The organism is Nocardiopsis tropica (assembly GCF_042660575.1).
Taxonomy (GTDB): domain Bacteria; phylum Actinomycetota; class Actinomycetes; order Streptosporangiales; family Streptosporangiaceae; genus Nocardiopsis; species Nocardiopsis tropica.
This window is the reverse complement of sequence record NZ_JBHSUF010000009.1, coordinates 45303-65145: the sequence shown is the minus strand read 5'-3', so window position 1 is coordinate 65145 and position 19843 is coordinate 45303. Positions and strand designations below refer to the sequence as shown.

The 19843-nt window shown below is 72.5% G+C and carries 16 protein-coding genes and 1 CRISPR repeat array; of the genes, 6 read left to right on the top strand and 10 right to left on the bottom strand.

Translation table 11 applies throughout. The features are described from left to right. The first annotated feature begins 12 nt into the window (after positions 1-12). From ACFQBR_RS16135 to ACFQBR_RS16115, 5 genes are all read left to right on the top strand, one after another. Entirely contained in the window at positions 13-1329 is a 1317-nt protein-coding gene (locus ACFQBR_RS16135; RefSeq protein ID WP_344179310.1) for an ATP-grasp domain-containing protein, read from the top strand. Between the two features lie 12 nt (positions 1330-1341). Further along, the gene (locus ACFQBR_RS16130) at positions 1342-3366 is read left to right on the top strand and encodes a CocE/NonD family hydrolase (RefSeq protein WP_344179308.1); all 2025 of its coding nucleotides are present in this window, start codon (positions 1342-1344) and stop codon (positions 3364-3366) included. 80 nt (positions 3367-3446) lie between these two features. Then, complete coding sequence (locus ACFQBR_RS16125; RefSeq protein WP_344179306.1) at positions 3447-4871, top strand: cytochrome P450; 1425 nt, start codon at positions 3447-3449, stop codon at positions 4869-4871. Positions 4872-4975: 104 nt separating this feature from the next. Continuing rightward, positions 4976-5377 carry a four-helix bundle copper-binding protein gene (locus ACFQBR_RS16120; protein WP_344179303.1) on the top strand — a complete coding sequence of 134 codons (402 nt, stop codon included), beginning with the start codon at positions 4976-4978 and terminating at the stop codon, positions 5375-5377. A gap of 43 nt (positions 5378-5420) precedes the next feature. Then, entirely contained in the window at positions 5421-5795 is a 375-nt protein-coding gene (locus tag ACFQBR_RS16115) for a hypothetical protein (protein ID WP_344179301.1), read from the top strand. An 87-nt stretch (positions 5796-5882) separates the two neighbouring features. Here ACFQBR_RS16115 and ACFQBR_RS16110 read toward each other — a convergent pair whose 3' ends face one another. Then, complete coding sequence (locus ACFQBR_RS16110; protein WP_267945504.1) at positions 5883-6344, bottom strand: PPOX class F420-dependent oxidoreductase; 462 nt, start codon at positions 6342-6344, stop codon at positions 5883-5885. Positions 6345-6441: 97 nt separating this feature from the next. After that, positions 6442-7383 (bottom strand): LysR family transcriptional regulator, encoded by a 942-nt coding sequence (locus ACFQBR_RS16105; protein ID WP_344179299.1) that lies wholly within the window; start codon positions 7381-7383, stop codon positions 6442-6444. Between the two features lie 101 nt (positions 7384-7484). Between ACFQBR_RS16105 and ACFQBR_RS16100 the strand changes: the two genes are divergently transcribed. Beyond that, the gene (locus ACFQBR_RS16100; protein ID WP_344179297.1) at positions 7485-7961 is read left to right on the top strand and encodes a PACE efflux transporter; all 477 of its coding nucleotides are present in this window, start codon (positions 7485-7487) and stop codon (positions 7959-7961) included. A 198-nt stretch (positions 7962-8159) separates the two neighbouring features. Continuing rightward, positions 8160-9714: direct repeats of the CRISPR family, unit length 29 nt; unit sequence GGGTCCATCCCCGCGTGCGCGGGGAGCAC. A 98-nt stretch (positions 9715-9812) separates the two neighbouring features. Here the strand turns inward: ACFQBR_RS16100 and cas2e are convergent. The 8 genes from cas2e to cas3 all read right to left on the bottom strand — a co-directional run bounded on the left by cas2e (position 9813) and on the right by cas3 (position 19203). Continuing rightward, positions 9813-10163 carry a type I-E CRISPR-associated endoribonuclease Cas2e gene (cas2e, locus tag ACFQBR_RS16095; protein WP_267945507.1) on the bottom strand — a complete coding sequence of 117 codons (351 nt, stop codon included), beginning with the start codon at positions 10161-10163 and terminating at the stop codon, positions 9813-9815. Next, positions 10160-11116, bottom strand: a complete 957-nt coding sequence (gene cas1e / locus ACFQBR_RS16090) for a type I-E CRISPR-associated endonuclease Cas1e (RefSeq protein ID WP_344179294.1) — start codon at positions 11114-11116, stop codon at positions 10160-10162. The genes cas2e and cas1e overlap by 4 nt, the downstream gene beginning before the upstream one ends. Continuing rightward, complete coding sequence (gene cas6e / locus ACFQBR_RS16085; RefSeq protein ID WP_344179291.1) at positions 11113-11856, bottom strand: type I-E CRISPR-associated protein Cas6/Cse3/CasE; 744 nt, start codon at positions 11854-11856, stop codon at positions 11113-11115. Before cas6e ends, cas1e begins: the two co-directional genes overlap by 4 nt. Next, entirely contained in the window at positions 11856-12575 is a 720-nt protein-coding gene (gene cas5e, locus ACFQBR_RS16080; protein ID WP_344179288.1) for a type I-E CRISPR-associated protein Cas5/CasD, read from the bottom strand. The genes cas6e and cas5e overlap by 1 nt, the downstream gene beginning before the upstream one ends. Next, complete coding sequence (cas7e, locus tag ACFQBR_RS16075; RefSeq protein ID WP_344179285.1) at positions 12572-13759, bottom strand: type I-E CRISPR-associated protein Cas7/Cse4/CasC; 1188 nt, start codon at positions 13757-13759, stop codon at positions 12572-12574. Before cas7e ends, cas5e begins: the two co-directional genes overlap by 4 nt. A gap of 131 nt (positions 13760-13890) precedes the next feature. Then, entirely contained in the window at positions 13891-14595 is a 705-nt protein-coding gene (casB, locus tag ACFQBR_RS16070; RefSeq protein WP_344179282.1) for a type I-E CRISPR-associated protein Cse2/CasB, read from the bottom strand. Further along, positions 14592-16253, bottom strand: a complete 1662-nt coding sequence (gene casA, locus ACFQBR_RS16065) for a type I-E CRISPR-associated protein Cse1/CasA (RefSeq protein WP_344179280.1) — start codon at positions 16251-16253, stop codon at positions 14592-14594. Before casA ends, casB begins: the two co-directional genes overlap by 4 nt. Before the next feature lie 43 nt (positions 16254-16296). Next, positions 16297-19203 (bottom strand): CRISPR-associated helicase Cas3', encoded by a 2907-nt coding sequence (gene cas3 / locus ACFQBR_RS16060; protein WP_344179278.1) that lies wholly within the window; start codon positions 19201-19203, stop codon positions 16297-16299. Positions 19204-19843 lie beyond the last annotated feature (640 nt).

Below are 19843 nucleotides of genomic sequence, written 5' to 3'. Positions count from 1 at the left end.
GTGGTGCGCCCCGTGAAGAACGTCTTCGTCGTCGGACTGGACGAGCGGAACCACGAGATCCTGCGCCGGACCCCCACCGGACGCGACTGCCGTTTCCACCAGCTGCTGAGCCTGGACGAGCTCCAGACCGGCGAGGTCGACATCGACCAGCTGATCGACAAGGCCGAGAAGGTCCTCGACGACTTCCCCGACACCGTCGACGCCATCTGCGGCTACTGGGACTTCCCCGTGACACTGCTCGTGCCGATCCTGTGCGAGCGCCGCGGCCTCCCCTCCGCGAGCCTGGAGTCGGTGGTCAAGTGCGAGCACAAGTACTGGAGCCGCCTGGAGCAGCGCAAGGTCATCGACGAGTACCCGCCCTTCGCCCTCGTCGAGCTGAACGGCGACCCCACGGTGCCGGACCCTCCCGGCTACCCCATGTGGCTCAAGCCCGTGAAGTCGGCCTCCTCCGAGCTCGCCTTCCACGTGCTCGACGAGAAGGACTTCGGCGAGGCGGTCTCCGAACTGCGCGAGGGCATCGACCGCATCGGCCGCCCCTTCGAGCAGATCCTCTCCCGGGTGGACCTGCCCCCGGAGATCTCGGAGGTGGGCGGACGCACCTGTCTGGCCGAGGGGGCCCTGCACGGCGTGCAGGCCGCCGTCGAGGGCTTCGTGTACCGGGGCGACGTCGTCGTCTACGCGTCCCTCGACTCGGTCGACTACCCCGGCAGCCCCGCCTTCCTGCGCCACCAGTACCCCTCGGGGCTCTCCGAGGAGGTCCGCGGGCGCATGGCCGACGTCTCCGAGCGGGTCATCCGCCAGGTCGGGCTGGACAACTCCACGTTCAGCGTCGAGTTCTTCTACGACCCCGTCGAGGACGGCCTCAACCTCCTGGAGGTCAACCCCCGGCACTCCCAGTCCCACGCCGAGCTGTTCGAGCTGGTGGACGGGGTCTCCAACCACGAGCGCATGCTGCTGCTGAGCCTGGGCAGGGACCCCCGGATGACCGCCGAGGCCCGGGGCGAGTTCGCCGTGGCGGCGGAGTGGTACCACCGGCGCTTCGGCGACGACGGCGTCCCCGTGCGCGTGCCCACCGAGGAGGAGGTGGCGGAGCTGGAGCGCTCCCTGCCGGGTGTGAGCATCGAGATCGTTCCGGAGGAGGGCCGGCGGCTCTCCGACATGGGCGCCCAGGACAGCTACACCTACGAACTCGCCAAGATCGCCATCGGCGCCGAGGACGAGACCGCGATGCGCGCCAAGTACGAGCGCTGCGTCGAGGCGCTGAGGTTCGAGTTCGCGGAAGAGGACATGACGCCCGGGCGGGGCACCGACCAGGGCACCGATCGCTGAGGAGGACCGTACATGCACGTGGTGAGTTCCCTGCCGCACGCGGTCCGCTCCGACGAGCACTTCTGGATCCCCATGTCGGACGGGGTCCGGCTGGCCGCGAGGATGTGGCGTCCCACCTCCTCCGACGCGACCCCGGTACCGGCGGTCCTGGAGTACATCCCCTACCGCAGGCGCGACCTGACGGCCGTGCGCGACTCCCAGCACCACCCCTACATCGCGGGGCACGGCTACGCCTGCGTCCGCGTCGACCTGAGGGGCACGGGCGACTCGGAGGGGGTGCTCGTCGACGAGTACCTCGAACGCGAGCAGCAGGACGCGGAGGAGGTCCTGGCCTGGCTGGCCGACCAGCCCTGGTGCGACGGCAGCACGAGCATGCTGGGTCTGTCCTGGGGCGGGTTCGCCGCCCTCCAGGTCGCGGCCCGGCAGCCGCCGAGCCTGGGCACGATCGTGATCAGCTCCTTCACCGACGACCGGTACGGCGACGACTTCCACTACATGGGCGGGTGCCTGCTCTCGGACAACCTGGCGGAGGCCGGGACCATGTTCGCGTTCGGCACCTGCCCGCCCGACCCCGCCGTCGTGGGGGAGAGCTGGCGCGACATGTGGCGCGAGCGCCTGGAGGCCACCGAGCCGTGGGTCCTGGAGTGGCTGCGGCACCAGCGCCGCGACGACTACTGGCGGCACGCCTCGGTGTGCGACGACTACACGGACGTGCGCTGCCCGGTCCTCGCCTCCAGCGGGTGGGCCGACGGCTACTCCAACGCCGTCCTGCGCGTCCTGGAGAACCTGGACGTGCCCAGCCGCGGCCTGATCGGCCCCTGGTCGCACCGCTACCCGCACATGGGCGTGCCTGGCCCCGCCATCGGCTACCTCCAGGAGGTCGTGCGCTGGCTGGACCACTGGCTCAAGGGCGAGGAGAACGGCGTCGACGAGGGCCCCTCCCTGTGGGCGTGGATGCAGGACAGCGTTCCGCCGTCCACCTCCTACCAGGAGCGCCCCGGCCGGTGGGTGCGCGAGGACTCGTGGCCCTCCCCCGGCATCGAGCGGACCGGGCTGCCGCTGGCCAGGTACCGCATCGGCAGCCCCGGGGAGAAGGTCAGCGCCGAGTCGCTGACCCTGCGGTCGCCGCTGACCACCGGGCAGTTCGCCGGCAAGTGGGCCTCGTACAACGCCCCGCCGGACCTGCCCTACGACCAGCGCGAGGAGGACGGCGGCTCCCTGGTCTTCGACAGCGACGTCCTCACCGAGGACGTCGAGATCCTCGGTGAGGCAGAGGTCGAACTCGAGCTCTCCGTCACCGAGCCGGTGGCCATGGTCGCCGCCCGCCTGTGCGACGTGGCGCCCGACGGCAGCGCCACCCGCGTGACCTTCGGCCTGCTCAACCTCACCCACCGGGACGGCCACGAGACGCCGCGGGCGATGGAGCCGGGTGAGCGCTGCCGGGTGAAGGTCACCCTCAACGGCGTCGCCCAGGTCTTCCCGGCGGGCCACCGCATACGGCTGTCGCTGTCCACGTCGTACTGGCCCCTGGCCTGGCCGCCGCCGCGCCCGGTGCTGATGACCGTCCACCCCGGGGGGAGCGCGCTGCACCTGCCGGTGCGGCCCGTGCCCGAGGACGAGGAACTGCACCCGCAGCCCTTCGGCGAGCCCGAGGGGACACCGCAGATCGAGACCACGCGGCGGGAGACCCCGGACCACCGCTGGAGCGTCCAGCGGGACATGGTCGACACCCGCTCGTCCCTGGAGATCGTCAAGGACGGAGGGATCCTCCACTTCGAGGACATCGACCTGGACGTCGGACGGCGGGCCTACGAGCTGTACGAGTCGGTGGCGGACGACTTCACGTCCGCCCGGGGCCGGTCCACGTGGACGATGCGGTTCGCCCGCGGGGACTGGAGCACCCGTACCGAGACCCATACCTCCCTTGAGTGCACCGAGACGGAGTTCCGGGTATACGCGACCCTGGACGCGTTCGAGGGGGACGAGCGGATCTTCTCCAGGGAGTGGAGCGAGAGCGTGCCCAGGGACCACATCTGACGGGGATCCGGGTCCGGAACGAGGGGAGGGCCATGACGCCGGGGAGCGACCGCGCGGAAACTCACACCGCAGGGGGCGAAGTGACAGGGTCAGGGGGCTCGCGGGACCGCGGCACCGGGGAGGACACGCAGGGCGGCGCCGGAACGGCGCAGGCACTCGCGGCAGAGGCGGGGACGGCGAAGGGCGCCGTCGAAGCGGAGTTGGACGGCCCTGACGCCGCCGAGACCGCGCGCGTCCTGTCGACGGTGCTGCTCCCCACCCTGGCGCGGGGCGTGCTCGTACGGCGCCCCCTGATGGAGGGCCTGGTCAGCGCACTGGAGGCGGACCGGGGGATCGTCTCCACCCTGCGAGGCCTGCGCGAGAGGCACGGCGACGGGCCGCTGCCGCTGCGCCTGGCCGGCAGGGACGCCGCCCTGGTGCTGGCCGCCGACGACGTGAGGACGCTGCTGGAGGGCACCCCGGACCCGTTCTCGTCCGGCGGGCGCGAGAAGCGCGGCGCGCTGTCGCACTTCGAGCCGCACGCGGTCCTGGTCTCCGAACCCGAGGAGCGGCCACACCGGCGGACCTCCAACGAGCAGGCCCTGGCCACCGGCCGCGTACTCCACCCCGACGGGGACGTGATCGCGGCCCAGGCCGACGAGGAGGCGCGGGCCCTGCTGGCCGCGCTGGGGGACGGCGGCGTCCTCGACTGGAACCGGTTCTCCGCGTCCTTCGACGCGCTGGCCCGGCGGGTGGTGTTCGGCGCCTCCGCGGCGGGGGACGTCCGGACCACCGAACTGCTGCGCCGGCTGAGGGCCCGGGGCAACTGGTCGTACGCGGCGCCGGTGCACCGAAAGGTGAGGGCGGAGTTCCTCGACCGGGTGGGCCGCGCCGTCGACCGGGCCGAGCCCGGCAGCCTCGCTGCGGGCCTGTCCCGGGAGGCCGGGTCCCACCCGGAGGACCAGGCGGCCCACTGGCTGTTCGCGTTCGACGCCGCGGCGATCGCCGCGTTCCGCTCCCTGGCGCTCCTGACGTCGTACAGCCCGGGGGCGCACGCGGCCCGGGAGGAGATCCAGGAGACCGGGGGGCTGGACCTGCCGCTGCTGCGCGCGACGGTGCTGGAGTCCGTACGGCTGTGGCCGACGACGCTGGCGGTGCTGCGGGAGAGCAACCGCGAGACCGTGTGGCGGGACCGCGTGTTCCCCGCCGGGACGGCGTTCGTGGTCATGAGCGCCTACTTCCACCGCGACTCTTCTCGCCTGCCGTACGCCGACGAGTTCGCGCCGGAGGTGTGGATCGACGGCCGGGCCGAGGAGGACCCGGGGATCCTGCCCTTCAGCTACGGCCCGGCCGGGTGCGCGGGGCGCGAGGTGGTGCCGCTGACCCTGTCGCTGTTCCTGCGCTCCCTGGTGCGGGACCGCGACCTCACCCGTGTCGACGCGCGCGGCCCGCTCCCCGCGTCGGGCCTCCCCGCCTCGCTGAACCACTTCGCCCTGCGCTTCACCCTGCCCGGACGCGGCGCCTGAGCCGACGACGAACCCGGACGGGGCCCCTCCTCACCCGGTTCCGAGCACGACCGAGACCGAACCCGCCCGGGCGCCGAGCCCGGGCGGACCACTGAGGAGGGGCCATGAGCACCGTCGGACAGATCCTGTACACCCACCCGGAGGACCCCGAGGGGGTCGGCGCGAAGATCACCGCGTGCGTCGAGGCCTGCGGGGAGTGCGCGCAGGTGTGCACGGTGTGCGCGGACGCCTGCCTGGGCGAGGAGACGGTGGCCGACCTGGTCGCCTGTGTCCGCACCGACCTGGACTGCGCGGACATGTGCGCCGTGACCGGCCGCGCGGTCTCCCGCCGGACCGGCGAGGAGGACGACGTCCTGCGGCTCCTGCTGGAGGCCTGCGCGGAGGCGTGCCGCAAGTGCGCCGAGGAGTGCGAGAGGCACGCCGGGGAGCACGAGCACTGCCGCCTGTGCGCGGAGGCGTGCCGCCGCTGCGAGCAGGCGTGCCGGGAGCTGCTGGCCGCTATCTGAGGCCGCGGGGGCGCCGACGGAAGGGGAGGCGATGGACGGGCCGATGCCGACAGGGGTGGCCGTGGTCGCGGTGGTCGCGGCCCTGCCGGTCGTGGTGTTCTTCTTCGTGCTGTGGGTCATCCGCTGGGACACGATCCGCAAGCAGCGGGCCGTACGCTCGCCCGACTACTGGAAGGAGCGGCCGGACGGCCGGCGCTACCCGACCGGTTGGGGCGAGTCCCGGGAAGGGGGTCCTCCGGAGGAGGGCGGCGGGGCCGACGCCCCGCCGGGGAGCGGCCCGCCGGGACGGGACCCGGGTGAGGGCGGGGAGCCGCCGGAAGGGTCCGGGGGGACGGAAGGACCTGGGGGTTCCGGGCGCGGAGGCGGGCCGGAAGGCCCCGGGGGACCCGGCCGGGAGGGCGGACCGCCGGAGCGGTAGTGGCCTACACGCGGGGCCGGGGCCGGGGCCGCCGGGTCAAGGCACGGGGGGCCGCGCGGACACCGGTCCGCGCGGCCCTGCGCCGTGTCAAACGCGGTCGGCGGGGAACCCGCCGGTGGCGACCGGGCCCCAGCGCCTCGGGGTGATCCGGACCAGGGCCTTGCCCTGCCGGCGCATCGCCTCGCGGTACTCGTCCCAGTCCGGGTGCTCGCCGGAGATCACCCGGAAGTACTCGACCAGGGGCTCCACCGCCTCCTCCCCGTCGATGACCTCGGCGTCGCCGTCGATCTGGACCCACGGGCCGTCGAAGTCCTCGGAGAGCACCACGATGCTCACCTTCGGGTCGCGGCCGGCGTTGCGGGCCTTGGCGCGCTCGGGGTAGGTGGAGACCACGATGCGGCCCTCGGTGTCGACCCCGCAGGTGACCGGCGAGGCCTGGGGGCCGCCGTCGGCCCGGCGGGTGATGAGGAGCCCCCGGTGGCGGGGGCGGGCGAACTCCAGCAGACCGTCGAGGTCGACCTTGGTGTTGGTGGCGATCGAAGGGCTCATCTTCTCGCTTTCGCTGCTCAGGGTGTCCGCGTTCCGCTCACGAACCGGGTCAGCCTAGTGCTCCGCCCAGGGGCGAACCAGGCCCTGGCAGACCGTGTCACGGACCGGGCGGGGCCTGGTGCGGCCGAACGCCCTGCCGGGGCCGGTCCCGCACGCGCCAGTCCCGGCCCATCCGGTCGACCAGCTCCCCCGCCGCCTTGCGGAGCGGGCTGCCGCGCAGCCACACCAGCTGCACCGGCATGGCCAGGCCGTTCCTGAGGTTCTCGAACTCCATCACGCGCACCGCCCCGGCCGCGGCCCTGGCCCGCACGACCGGCAGCGGCAGGTTGGCCCAGCCGACCCCGCGCTCCACCAGGCCGAGCGCGGTCTCCACCGAGTTCGCGCGCCAGTAGGCGTCCGAGACGACCAGCCGACGCTCCGTCAGCTGCCGCTCCAGGCTGGACACCACGATCTGGCGCGCCCCGGCCAGGTCCTCCAGGCGCCGCAGGTCGGCGGGGATCCCGAAGGTCTCCACGGAGGCGGACGCCACCGCCACGAACGTCTCCTCCGCCACGTTGAGGAACACCTCCTCCCGGTCGTTGCGGGTGCGGGCGAACATCAGCGCCAGGTCCACGGTTCCGGAGTGCAGCTGCTCCCGGACGTCGTCCTGCGGGGCGTCGGCGATCTCGACGGAGAGCAGGGGGTGGCGCGCCGCGATCTCCGCCACCGCGTCCAGGAGCGGCCGGTGGTCGACCCCCGCCGACACCCCGACCGTGAGCGTGCTCTCCAGGTCGTCGGAGAGCTCGACCGCGTGGGCCTGGAGCAGGCGCAGCCTGCTCGCGACCAGCCGGGCGTGCGGCACGAGGGCCTGCGCCCGCGCGGTGGGCACCGGCTCGCGCCGTGAGCGGTCGAACAGCGGATAGCCGAGTTCGGCCTCGATGTTGGCGATGCCCATGCTCACCGCCGAGGGGACCCGCTTCAGCGCGCGTGCGGCGGCCGAGAAGGAGCCGTGGTCGACCACGGCGAGGAAGAGGTCGATGTTGTCGCTGGAGAGGCCCACGTTCTGTCAACCGATCTGAAAGAAGCTGACTTTTTCCATCACCGTAGCTGACGTTAGCGTCGGACCCTGTTGCATCCGGAAGATCCCGAAAAGAGTGCGAAGTGCAAGGTCTGAAGCGCAAGCTGGTGTACGTGGGCGGCTACGAGGTCATCGGCTTCGCCGTGGGCACCGCCGTGATGACGGCCCTGACGGGAAGCGGCCCGGGGACGACGGCCCCGCTCGCGATCATGATCGCCACCGTGGCGGCGCTGTGGAACATGGCCTTCAACTACCTGTTCGAGGCGTGGGAGCGCCGACAGGTCAGCCGCGAGCGCACGGTGAGGCGCAGAATCCTGCACGCGGTCGCGTTCCAGCTGACGCTGGTGTGCTACCTGATCCCGCTCATCGCGTGGTGGCTGGACATCAGCCTGGTCCAGGCGTTCCTGCTGGACCTGGTGTTCATCGTCTACATCCCGTTCTACACGTTCGGCTACAACTGGGCCTTCGACAAGATCTTCGGGTTGCCGTCCTCGGCAATCGCGGAGCCTGTTCCGGGGGCTCCCGTCCAGGAGTCCGTGCCCTCCTCGGAACGCTCCTGAGGGCGACCGGGGTGGTCGCCATCCCCACAAGGTGCGGGGAGCAAGCTCAGGACGACCAGGACGAAGCCGCAGTGAAGGGTCCATCCCCGCCTGCGCGGGGAGCAGCACGAGCGGGTCTTGCCAGGGCATTCCCATGGGGGTTCATCCCCGCACGTGCGGGGAGCAGCGGGCTCTCTCCTAAATGGATGCGTTGTCCGGGGGTCCACCCCCGCGTGCGCGGGGATCAGGGCACCGTATGGGCCGAGCCGCCCGACGGCCGAGGTCCATCCCCGCGTGCGCAGGGAGCAGCGGTCGGCGGGGAAGTGCTGGTTCAGAAGCGTGGGTCCATCCCCGCATGCGCGGGGAGCAGGCACAGGTGGACAAGCTGCTCGCCGGCTTCAAAGGTCCATCCCCGCGCGTGCGGGGAGCAGATCTTCTTCAAGTACGGAATCGACCGCTCCTCGGGTCCATCCCCGCGTGCGCGAGGAGCACCACAACGTGCGCGATGAGGCGTTCCTCCGCCTGGGTCCATCCCCGCCTGCGCAGGGAGCACTCGCGTAGCTTCCGCTTGAGGCGTTGCTCGGAGGGTCCATCCCCGCGTGCGCGGGGAGCAGCCCCTACAGGGCCCCCCGAAGCCGCGCCCGCGGGGTCCATCCCCGCGTGCGCGGGGAGCAGACTCAGCGGAAGCTGATCATAGACCAGGCGAAGGGTCCATCCCCGCGTGCGCGGGGAGCAGGGCTTCGTCAACCTCCTGGCGAAGGATGACCGAGGTCCATCCCCGCGTGCGCGGGGAGCAGGGCGACGCGGGCGATATCGCGGGTGTTCATGGGGGTCCATCCCCGCGTGCGCGGGGAGCAGGTCGGCCGTCGTGGCGGTCGGTGCGGATCACCGGGTCCATCCCCGCGTGCGCGGGGAGCAGTGTATGACCGTCCTGATGCGCCACTCCGGCCCGGGTCCATCCCCGCGTGCGCGGGGAGCAGGGCGAGACGGTCGTTCGCTGGGACGGGCCCGCGGGTCCATCCCCGCGTGCGCGGGGAGCAGGGCCTCGGCTCCTGTCGGTGCCCTGGCGGATAAGGTCCATCCCCGCGTGCGTGGGGAGCACTCGTCGGGCAGCTTGGAGGGGTCCTGCGAGAAGGGTCCATCCCCGCGTGCGCGGGGAGCACGCCAGCGGAGGGCAGATCGACGCCGCCGACCAGGGTCCATCCCCGCGTGCGCGGGGAGCACACGGTGTCCTGCCACAGCGGGTAGTCGGGGGCGGGTCCATCCCCGCGTGCGCGGGGAGCACCCGGACATGTGTGTTACGGGGTGCGCAATAGTGGGTCCATCCCCGCGTGCGCGGGGAGCACCGGTTCGTCGCCACCGATGAGCTGTGGGAGAAGGGTCCATCCCCGCGTGCGCGGGGAGCACGGTCATGCCCGCGTCGGTCCGAGCCTTCTTCAGGGTCCATCCCCGCGTGCGCGGGGAGCACAGGCCCTGTGGGGCAACGGCTACCTGCAGAAGGGGTCCATCCCCGCGTGCGCGGGGAGCACCGCGCCCTCGACGCCCACCAGGCCCAAGCCGAGGGTCCATCCCCGCGTGCGCGGGGAGCACCGTGTGTTGTCCGGTCGCGGGCCGTGCGCGGCGGGTCCATCCCCGCGTGCGCGGGGAGCACTCTCGTCCGGCTGGACGAGGCGGCCCTCGAGGGGGGTCCATCCCCGCGTGCGCGGGGAGCACGACCGTCCGAGCGGGGAGCCGCGGAGGATCCTGGGTCCATCCCCGCGTGCGCGGGGAGCACAGTCAACGACCTGGCAACTTACCAGTGGCAAGCGACCGATTTTCCAACTTCTCGAGAAACAGACACCGGACCCACAACGCTCATACCGGACACAAAGCTCACCTTCCCCCGAAACGCCGCCGCTTCGACGCCTTGCTCCACCCGGTCTTCGGCACCTGAGCGGCCTCGACCGCCGCCTTGCGGGGACGGTGAATGAGGGTCAGCCCCTCGTGGTCCACCGGCTGCCAGTGGTGCTCGAAGGTCTCGAAGGTGAACCCCTGCTCGGAGTCGTTGCTGTACGCCAGCAGCGCCCTGCCGTTCCCCGCGTACTCCTTCACCTCCGCCCACAGCGCCTCCCTGACCCTCCGCGACGGGTTGCCGATGAACACCCCGGCCGAGATCTCCAGCAGCCATCGGGTGAGGAACCCCCGCAACCCCGGCGGGCACTTGGTGAGGACGACGACGGTCACCAGACCACCTCGTGGGAGTAGTCGCGCCCGGCTTCGAGCAGCTCGCCCCGGTCGCCCACCAGTCCGACCGCGTCCGCCTCATCCTCCTGGCCGTCGTCCGCGTCGTGCCCCTGACCCAGCAGGAGCCTCTTGATGTCGTCGACGCACCGATCCAGCAGCTTCTCCTGGTTGATGCGGTCCCGCAGCAGCCGACGCGTCACCCCGTCCACGTCCTCCTCGCCCTGCGCCGCCGCGTCGAAGGCCACCGGGATGCCGATCTCCACCTTGTACAGGTCGGCGACGTCCATCACGAACCCCCGTTCGTGCCCCGAGTGGACGAAGCCCAGCCCCGGGCTGCACCCGAGCGCCGTCGCCACCGCGTGCGCCACCCCGTAGAAGCACTGGGCGGCCGAGGTGATCGCCTTGTTCGGCGCGTCGGAGTTGTCGTGGTGTCCCGGCGTATAGCGCCGCCCGTGCCAGGGCACACCCGTCCGCCCCGCCTCGGCCCGGTAGCACGCCTGGACCCTCTTTCCCTCCTTTCCGAGGAGTTCCTGGCGGCCGAACCGCTCCACGTCCAGGTCGGGGAACCGCATCCGGTACATCGCCCGCGCGACGTCGAGGCGGCTCTGCCGGTTGGCCCAGGCCTTCGCCTGGGCCTCCACCAGGTGCGATGAGCGCGTCAGGCCGCGACCGGCCGCATAGAAGCGCACCCCCTGCTCGCCCACCCACACGACGCTGGCCCCGCACTCACCCAGGACGCTCATCGCCTGGTGGGTCACCCTCGTGCCGGGCCCGAGGAGGAGGGTGCCGATGGTGGCGCCCGGGATGTGCCGCACGCCCTCGCCGTCCTCGGCGGTGATCGCGTTGTCGTCGCGGTGGACGACGCACCGCTCCAGGTAGACGAAGGAGAGCCGTTCGCCGACCCTGGTCAGTTCGCGCGGCGTGGAGGCGCGCCGCTTGCTCACCGTGGTCATCGGCCCACCTGCGCCAGGGTCATCAGGCCGCAGCCGTACGCCTTGGCCCGTCCCAGGCCGGCGCACAGCACGCGGCGCAGGGCGTCCGGGTCGGTGACGGTCAGCCTGCCGTCGAAGGTCGCGGTCACCAGGGGGACGCGCATTCGGGACCTCCCCTTCTTCTCGGGACGGGGGTTGGCCTTGTCGAACCCTGTTGTGTCACGCCCGTGGACGACCAGCTCGTGTTCGTCCTCGCCCGGAATCAACTGCTGGTCGACCGGCCTGCGCACGATCTCGAAACCGTTCGCCTCCTGCCGCTGCAGCAGCCACCCCGCCTGGTGACGGGGGGTGACGTGGGCGGTGACCTTGGTCGGCTCCCCGTCCTTGCGCCGGATGCTGTGCACGGGGTTGGCGGTGAGCCGGAACGCCCACGTCTGCCCCGCCTCCAGCCTGCCCAGGAACCCGCCGTAGTCGTGGGTCTGCCATCCGTCCCCCTCCGCCTTGGGCCACCCCGCCTGCTCCACCAGGTGGGTCAGGTCGGGCGCGGCCGGGCTCACGACGTACAGCAGCACCTCCGCCCTGGCGTTGCGGTCCACCCGCCACAGCACGCGCGGCTCCCCCACGGTTCCGTGGTTCCCGGGGTCGCCCGGGAGCAGGTCCGGGAAGCCGCCCAGCACGGCGGCGTGCACGGCCTGCGGCGAGGACAGCAGCTTCCTGCTTCCCGGCCTGTTGGTGTTGAACCGGAATCGGGTGAGGTACATCAGCTGCCTCCCAGTGCGGACACGGGGTCGTGGTCGGGGGGTGCGGCGCGGCGGACCAGCGGGTTCGGCACGCGGACCGCCCCCGGGGTCACCGCCCGCAGGGCGTAGCGCCGGTGCAGGGGGTTGAAGCTGAGCGGCAGGTCGCGCAGGGTGTCGGCCCGGGTCTGCCCCGGGGCGGCGTCGACGAGGGTGCTGAGCTCCACCAACTCCTCCCCCTTCCACCGCCGCTGCTGCTGGAACCAGCGGCTGGCCTGCCAGGGCGTCCGCTCCAGGACGTCCTCGACCGTGCCGTCGACGGGGGCGCCCAGGTCCACGGGCCGCGCGGGCGGGCACGAGCGCCGGCCCAGGTAGGGCAGGTACACGGGCTCGCGGACGGCCCGGTACAGGTCGGCGACCAGTTCGGGGTCGCCCTCGACCGCTGCCACGAACACCGCGTCGGACAGGTAGAAGCGCTCCGACACCGGCATGGAGACCCCGGTGACCAGGTGTTTGGCGGTCTGGTAGTCGCGCACGCGCACGCCGGGCTGGTCCACGCGCACGCCGAACCGCAGCGCGGCCAGGTCGGAGAGGTCGGCGGTGCGGTCGCGTCCGAGGGCGGCGGCGAGCAGGCCGACGACCCCGCTCTTGGTGGGGGCGTTCTCGGTGCCCCGGCGGGCGAACCGGGACGCCGACCCCCACGCCTGGAGGGGGCCGGCCAGGACGAGGGGCAGGGCACTCATGCCGTCGGCGCCTGACGCTGCGCGACGGCCGCGCCGACCTGGGTGACCAGTTCAGGCAGGGAGACGACGGAGCCCAGGCCGGAGAGCTTGGCGGTGCGCTCCCCCACGTGCACGACCCAGGTGTCCACGCCGTCCTCGGCCCCGTAGGCGCGCTCGACCTGGGAGACGTGGTCGGCCAGGCGGGCGCTGGCCTCGGCCACGTGTCCGGCCCCGGACGTCACCGGCTCCTCGAACGCCCCCACGAAGCTGATCGGCCGGGAGTCGCGCAACTTGACGACAACCGCGTCGGGCAGGGTGTGGTTGCCGAAAGTGTTGATCTTGCCGGTGGGCAGCGACTCCACGAACCCGCGCACGAACGCCTCGACGGCGCGGCGCAGCGGTTCGGTGACGGGCTCGTCCTCGCGCAGCCCCTCCCCCAGGTTCTTCTTGAGCAGGTCGACGTCGACGGCCGCGTACCGGTACAGGGTGGCGGAGTTGAACTCGACGGTGCCGATCATGCCGGCGCCGGTCTCCTCGTCGGGGTTCCGGTCGTCCACGGCCGTGTAGTAGTCGGACTCGTTCTCGACGGCGTGCACGCTGATGGCGTGGGCGACCTGCGCTGCTGCGTCCACGTTGATGTCGGCGCCGTCCGCGACCATGCGCCCGAACAGGGCGATGTCTACCGAGTGCCGGGTGTCGGCGACGGACTTGGCGCGCGCCTTGTTCTCCTTCTCCTTGAGGAACGCCTTGATGTCCTCGCGGCCCTCCAGCGCGAGTGCGGCCAGACCGTCCCGCTGCTGGGCGCTGAGGAACATCAGGTAGGCGGACTCGGGGGCGGGCTCCTTCGTGCCGTTCCTCTTCGCGGCGTCGGCCTTGCGCTTGGGCACCTCGATCTTGGAACCGGTGGCCGTCTGCACGGTCTCCGCGGCGAGAACCAGAGCCTCGGCCTCCTCCACGGAGGGGTCGAGTTCACGGATGCGGGCGGCGATCAGCTCGGCGACGCGCTTGGTCCGGGTACCCAGCTCCTGCGTGTCGAGGAGGGCGTCGAACGCGAGCCGGGTGGCGCGCTTCCACGCCTGGCTGGAGACGCGGGAGCGCTTGACCCCGCCGTAGACGGCGGTCTTGGGGGCGCCGGTGTCGTCCCTGTTGAGGTTGCTGGGCGGCACGGTCTGCAACACGTGCACGTCGAGAATGGTGCGGCTCATGGTGGTGTCCTCGTCGTCTTGTCGGTGCCCGTCAGGGCACGTGGGAGGGGTCGGCTGACAGCGCTGCCGGGGCAGCGCGAGGGATCTACTGGTCGCCCCCGGCCTGTGCGGTCCGCCGGGGGCGGCGGTGTTCAGCTCTCCGGGGCGGCGTCCGGGCCGTCCCCGTCCGGGGTGCCGGGTTCGGCATCCGAGGCGGCGCCGTCCGCACGCTCGGGACGGTGGGCCTGGAAGCCGCGCCCCCAGGCCCGGCGCACCCGGGCGGCCCCCGCCGGAGTGCGGGCGTCGTGGAGCTGGTCGGCGAGGAGCCCGTAGTCGAGCGGGATGTCCTCGGTGCGCAGGAGGCTGACGATGCCGCGGAGCCGGTCCAGGCGGGTGGCGTGGTCGGCGGCGCTCCCGGCCTGCACGAACCTCTTGCGCAGGGGCTCGTCGATGTCGCCGCCGGGCATGAGGCGGCGCACCGCGCCGCCGAGCCCGCTGCCCCGCTTGTGCATGCCCCGCTCCCTCTTGGACTGCTGGTGCAGCGCGTAGAGGGTGAGCGCCTCGTGGGCGGCGGCCTCGGCCGCCTCGGTGCGGGGGTCCTCGACCGGGAAGGTCTCGTAGAAGCGGTGGTCGAGGGTCAGCCCCACCAGCTCCGGAACCGCTTCGATGGGTTTGCCCGCGCCCCGGCGCAGCTTGGCCAGGGTGGAGACGGCCGCGGAGAGGTCCTTGAGGTAGCCGCCCTGGAGCGCGCGGACGCGCTCGTCCACGAACGTGCCGACCTCGCGGAGGTCGGGCACGTAGGCCGTGTTCGCGGCGGCGCCCTTGCGTGTGGGGCTGGTTGTGCTGGTGGTGGTCACTGCTGTGTCTCCGGGTCGTCGGGGGTGGCCATGGGGAGCGCCCTGCGCAGTCCCGAGCGGAAGCGCAGGTCGGCGCGGGAGGCGGTGAGCCAGACCGGGCCGTTCTTGGCGGCGACGACCCGCCCGGTCCAGGAGGCCTCGCTGGCGGAGTCGAGGAGGTCGTCACCGATGCCGGACACGATCTGGCGTGCCGTGAGCTGCCACTGGCGGCGCTGCTCGGCCGGGTAGAGCGGGTTGTCGGAGGGGCGCAGGTCGCGCAGCCACTTGCGGAAGGGCTCGTCCAGCGCGGCGAACCCCCGGTCGCGGGCGGTGGCCCGGGGCGCCTCGGCCTCCGCGCCCGCCGCCTCGGCCAGGGCGGTGGCCAGGTCCCCCAGGACCATGACCGCCTCCTCGGCGTCGTTGACGGCGTCGACGGCCGTCTGACCGAGGGTGCTGTCCTGCTCGTTCAGCAGGACCACGGGCATGGCGACGGTGTCGTCGACGATCTCGTCGATGACCGACTGCTGGGTGCCGTAGACCGCACCGACCAGGCGCGTGCGGATGAGGAAGTCCTTGTCCAGGAACCCCTCCACCGTCAGGCGCGCGATCCAGTCCAGAACCCGGGGGCGCACGACCTTGGCGGCCTCGCGGCGCTGTTCCGCGCCCCGGACACGGCCCGTGACCAGAGCGGCGAGACCGCGCCAGGCACTGCGGGCCGGGTCGTGGTCCCGGGGCAGGTAGACCTGCTCCTCACCGAGCTTCTTCTCCTGGGCGGGGCTGCGCCGCCAGGCGGTCATGGGCTCGCGGTCGTGCTTGTTGCGCGGGGTCAGCGGGTCGCCGTAGGCGAGCAGGACGCCGTGGACGGCTTCGCCGTCGTGGTGCAGGCGGACCCGGCGGCTCTGCCAGGAGTAGAGGTCGCGCAGGCCGTGGGGGCGGGTCTGCGCCTCCGCTCCCCCGAGGGCCTCGGCGGTGGCCGGAGGCCGGCGCCAGGCCGGGAGGTCGTCGGGGCGCGAGCGCAGGTTGTCGGTGTCGCGGGGCAGCAGGTTGAGGAGGAGGGTCGCGCGCAGGTCGTCGCCCTCCACGTAGACCCCGCCGAGGTTCCCGGACCAGCCCACGCCCTGCGGGTAGACCTTGCCGCCCTTGACCCGGGGGTCACCGACCACTCCGGACTTGATCCCCGAGGTGTCGTAGGCGTGGGCGTGCAGGAGCCAGCGGGCGGCTTCCGCGAAGCCCAGGCGTTCGGCACCGTGCGCGCGCATGGTGAAGAAGCGTGCGTTGTTGGGCACGTCGGCCACGATCGGGTCCAGCGAGGAGTACTCGCCCTTGGCCGTGCGCAGGTCCGGGACCTGGAGGAAGGGCGCGGTCGGGTGCAGCAGGTCGAGGCGGTCGCGGTGCTCGCCGAGGTAGTCGCGGACGCGGTCCGCGGGCAGGTCGCCCTCGCCGCCGTTCCACAGGTCGGCCCAGTCGTCGATGTCCTCCGGGCCGTCGATCGCGTCGTGCAGGACGGCCAGGAGCAGCCGCAGGAGGGCGAAGTCCTGGGTGGGCACGTCCCCGACCAGGCGCCGAACCTGCGAGGCCTGCTCGAAGACCTCGGTGAGGGAGAGTTCGGCCTCGGTCCCGTCGAGCCGCTGGACGGGGATCCAGGGACGGCCGGTCAGGTCGAAGGAGGGCGGGGGCATCGGCGGGGACGCGTCTGGTGAGGGTGACGCTGGCCCGGAGGCGTCAGTCGGCACGGTGGACCTCCAGTCCGTCGGTCGGGGTGTAGTGCAGCCGGAATCCGGCGAGTTCGGCGCGGTCGTCCTCGTCCAGGAAGAGGACGAGTTCCTCGGCGATCCAGTGGGCGTCCTTGGTCTGCCAGGCGAGGACGAGGTCGGTCTCGAGTTCGGCGATGGCCCGGTCCAGCTCCTTGGGGAACGTGAACTGGTAGGGCAGCCGCAACGCGGAGGCGGCCAGGGCCCGCGCGGCGGCGGGCGGCGGAGCGCTGTCGGTGGGCAGGTCCAACCCGCCGCGCCCGTCGGCCAGCCAGGGGACGGTGGTCACGGTGCCGTCGGCGGCACGGCGGGCGACCAGGACCTCCAGGCTGTCGCGGGTGTCGCGGACCTGGGCCTTGCCGGCCTGGGTGTCCTCGGCGTCGCCGACCCCGGCCTCGATCCAGCCGATGAGCGCCCGCCCGTCCCGGGCGGCCGGTTTGAGCAGGAAGGTCTGGGCCTTCTCGCCCTTGCGCGCCTGCTCGGTCTCGTGGGCCCTGAGGGCCTGGGCCATCACCTCGTCCCAGGTGTCGGGGGCGATCGACCCGTCGCCGTAGGCGTCCTGGACCAGGGGGCTGATGTCGTCGGGGAGGCGGACGGTGCGGGCGGTGTCAGCGTCGGCGGGCTCCGCCTCCAGGCGGGTGCGGAGCACGGCGAGCGCGCGCATGAGGGCGTACTCGCCGTAGACCGTCCGCGAGCCCCGGACCGCCTTGGGCGGCGCCTCTCCCCAGTCCACGCCGGTGACCAGGCAGCGGGCCCAGCGCACGCGTTCGGGCCGGTCGGACTGGTCCGGCCCGCGCGGGTGGCGGTGCAGGCGGCCCATGCGCTGGAGCATGAGGTCGACGGGGGCGAGGTCGGTGACTAGGAGGTCGAAGTCGACGTCCAGGGACTGCTCCACGACCTGGCTGGCGACCACGATGTGGCGGGTGGGGCGCTCCCCGCCGAGGTCAGCGACCTTGGCGGGCGGCCCGTAGTCGGCCACCAGGGCGTCGTCGTTGGCGGCGCGGTCCAGGGCGAGGAAGCGCGAGTGGGTGACGGTGACCGTGTCGTCGCCGAAGTGGGCGCGCAGGTGCGCGGCGGCCTCGTGGACGCGCGCGACGGTGTTGCGTACAACCAGGGCGCAACCGCCGTCCGACAGGGCCTCCTCCAGACGTGTGGTGAGAACGCCCAGGTCGTCGGCCAGGGGTTCCACGACGACGTCGGTGGCGCGGCCGGACGCGGCGGGGGTGTGCAGGCGGGGCGCGGCACCAGTCTCGGCCGTGGTGATCAGGGGGTAGGCGCGGGCCTTCCCGATCTCGTCGTAGCCCTCCCCCGACGTGCCGGTGTAGGCCTCGGCCAGCTCGCGCCTGCGCCGGGCGGGCAGGGTCGCGGAGAGGACGACGACAGGGACGCCGTACCTGCCGAGCCAGGAGAGGGCGCGGTCGAGATACGCGTTCATGTACGTGTCATAGGCGTGGGCCTCGTCGATGACGACGACCTTGCCCGCCATGGCGAGGTGGCGCAGGGCCAGGTGCTTGCTCTTGAGGCCGGTGAAGAGGAGCTGGTCGACGGTGCCGACGGCGAAGGAGGAGAGCATGCCCTTCTTGCGGCCCCGGAGCCAGCGGTGGGCGGTCAGGGCCGCAGGGGCGTGGGGCTTGTTGCCGGAGCCGCTCTCCCCGGCGTCGCGGTCGGTGTCGCTGGCCAGGCGGCGTCCACCGCCCATGAGCTGGGTGAACTCCTCGTTCAGGTACGCCTTGGAGTGGGCGAGGAACACCGAGGCGGCTTCCTGCGGCATTCCGGGAAGGCGTTCGAGCCAGGTGAGGTAGCGCTCGAACATGGCGTTGCTGGTGGCCATGGTCGGCAGGGCGACGAAGCAGCCGCCCGCTCCGGACCGGGCCGCGAAGATCTCGGCGACGGCGAGGGCCGCCTCGGTCTTGCCCTCGCCCATGGGCGCCTCGACGATCATCAGGCCGGGGCCGGACATCTGCCGAGCGGCCTCGACAGCCTGCTCCTGGACGGGGCGGACGGTCGCGCCCTCGGGGAGGTCGAAGCGTTCAGAGAAGAGTTCCGCCGCGGTGCCCTCGGGTTCCTCGGCCTTCCACTGCCGGGGGAGGTCGAGGAGGCGCCAGGCCTCGCGGGTGCGCTCGGGGTCGGTGCTGCGCTCGCCCGGGAAGTAGGGGAAGAAGTCGGAATTGCTGGCGATCCAGTCCGCGACGATGACCAGCGCGCTCAGGAGGACCTGCACGGTCTGCGGGAGCTTGAGCGACTTCCAGTCGGAGAGGCGGGCGTCCACTCCGGTGATCCGGGCGGCGGTGTCGAGGAGTTCGGTCTGGGCCGTCGACCAGGCGGTTTCGTGGCCGGGGGTGCGGAGGAGCTGGGGGTGCCGGTCGAGTTCGGCGATGGCCGAGTAGCCGGGCTGAACGCCGTGGTGGCCGCCGGCGACGATGGTGAGCTGGTGGGTGTCGCGGGGGTTCCAGCCGTGGTGGTCCACGAGCCAGTCACGCAGGATGAGTTGACCGGCGAGGCCGTGGGGGGCGAGGTTCCGGTCGAGCATCTGCTTCTGGAGGGGCATCTCCAGGCCATGCGCGCGCATGTCGTCCGCGAGGTGTTCGACCTGGCAGGCGAAGGCGGGGGTGGCCTTGCCGATGTCGTGGGTGGCGGCGAGCCAGACTGCAAGAAGGCGGGCGTCGTCGGGGCCCTGCGGAAGCGCGGCGCTGATGTGGTCGCGCACCTGGGCGGGAAGCCACTCGTCCCAGAGCTTGGTAGCGACGGCGGCGCTGTCGGCCATGTGGCGGTACAGCGGAAGCCAGCCGTCGGACTCGAAGTCGTGTTTGGCCCACACTGCGCGAGCGGCAGGGGACAACATGGCAGCCCAGGTCAAGGGCTGTCCGTGAAGGGTCATGCCGGTATTGAACCGAACCAGCGAGAGGTTTCGCGGGCTTTCTCGAACATTCGTCCGACCAGATTCGGCCAATTGCTACTCACGGGTTCAGCCACGGAATCGGGGCTCTTGTGGTATCTGGTCCCGTGGTTGTCGGATGCGGCAGGAGTAGCTGGGGTGGGTGGTGGGGGGCACGGGGCCATCCCCGCGTGCGCGGGGAGCAGGCGCGGGTAGTGCAGGCGTACAGGTCTTTGCCAGGTCCATCCCCGCATGCGCGCGGAGCAGTTCTTGTCCCGCGACCGGGCGGCCTTGGCGTCGGGTCCATCCCCGCGTGCGCGGGAAGCAGACCATGCCTGCGCCTGACCTCACGTTCTCCGAGGGTCCATCCCCGCGTGCGCGGGGAGCAGGCCGGTGTACTGATGGCGGCCGAGGCGTGGTCCGGTCCATCCCCGCGTGCGCGGGGAGCAGGCAGTCGGGGGCCGCACACGCGAACCGGGCCAAGGTCCATCCCCGCGTGCGCGGGAAGCAGCAGAACAGGAGGGGCGTGCACCTGACCGGCACGGGTCCATCCCCGCGTGCGCGGGGAGCAGGCAGTCGGGGGCCGCACACGCGAACCGGGCCAAGGTCCATCCCCGCGTGCGCGGGAAGCAGCAGAACAGGA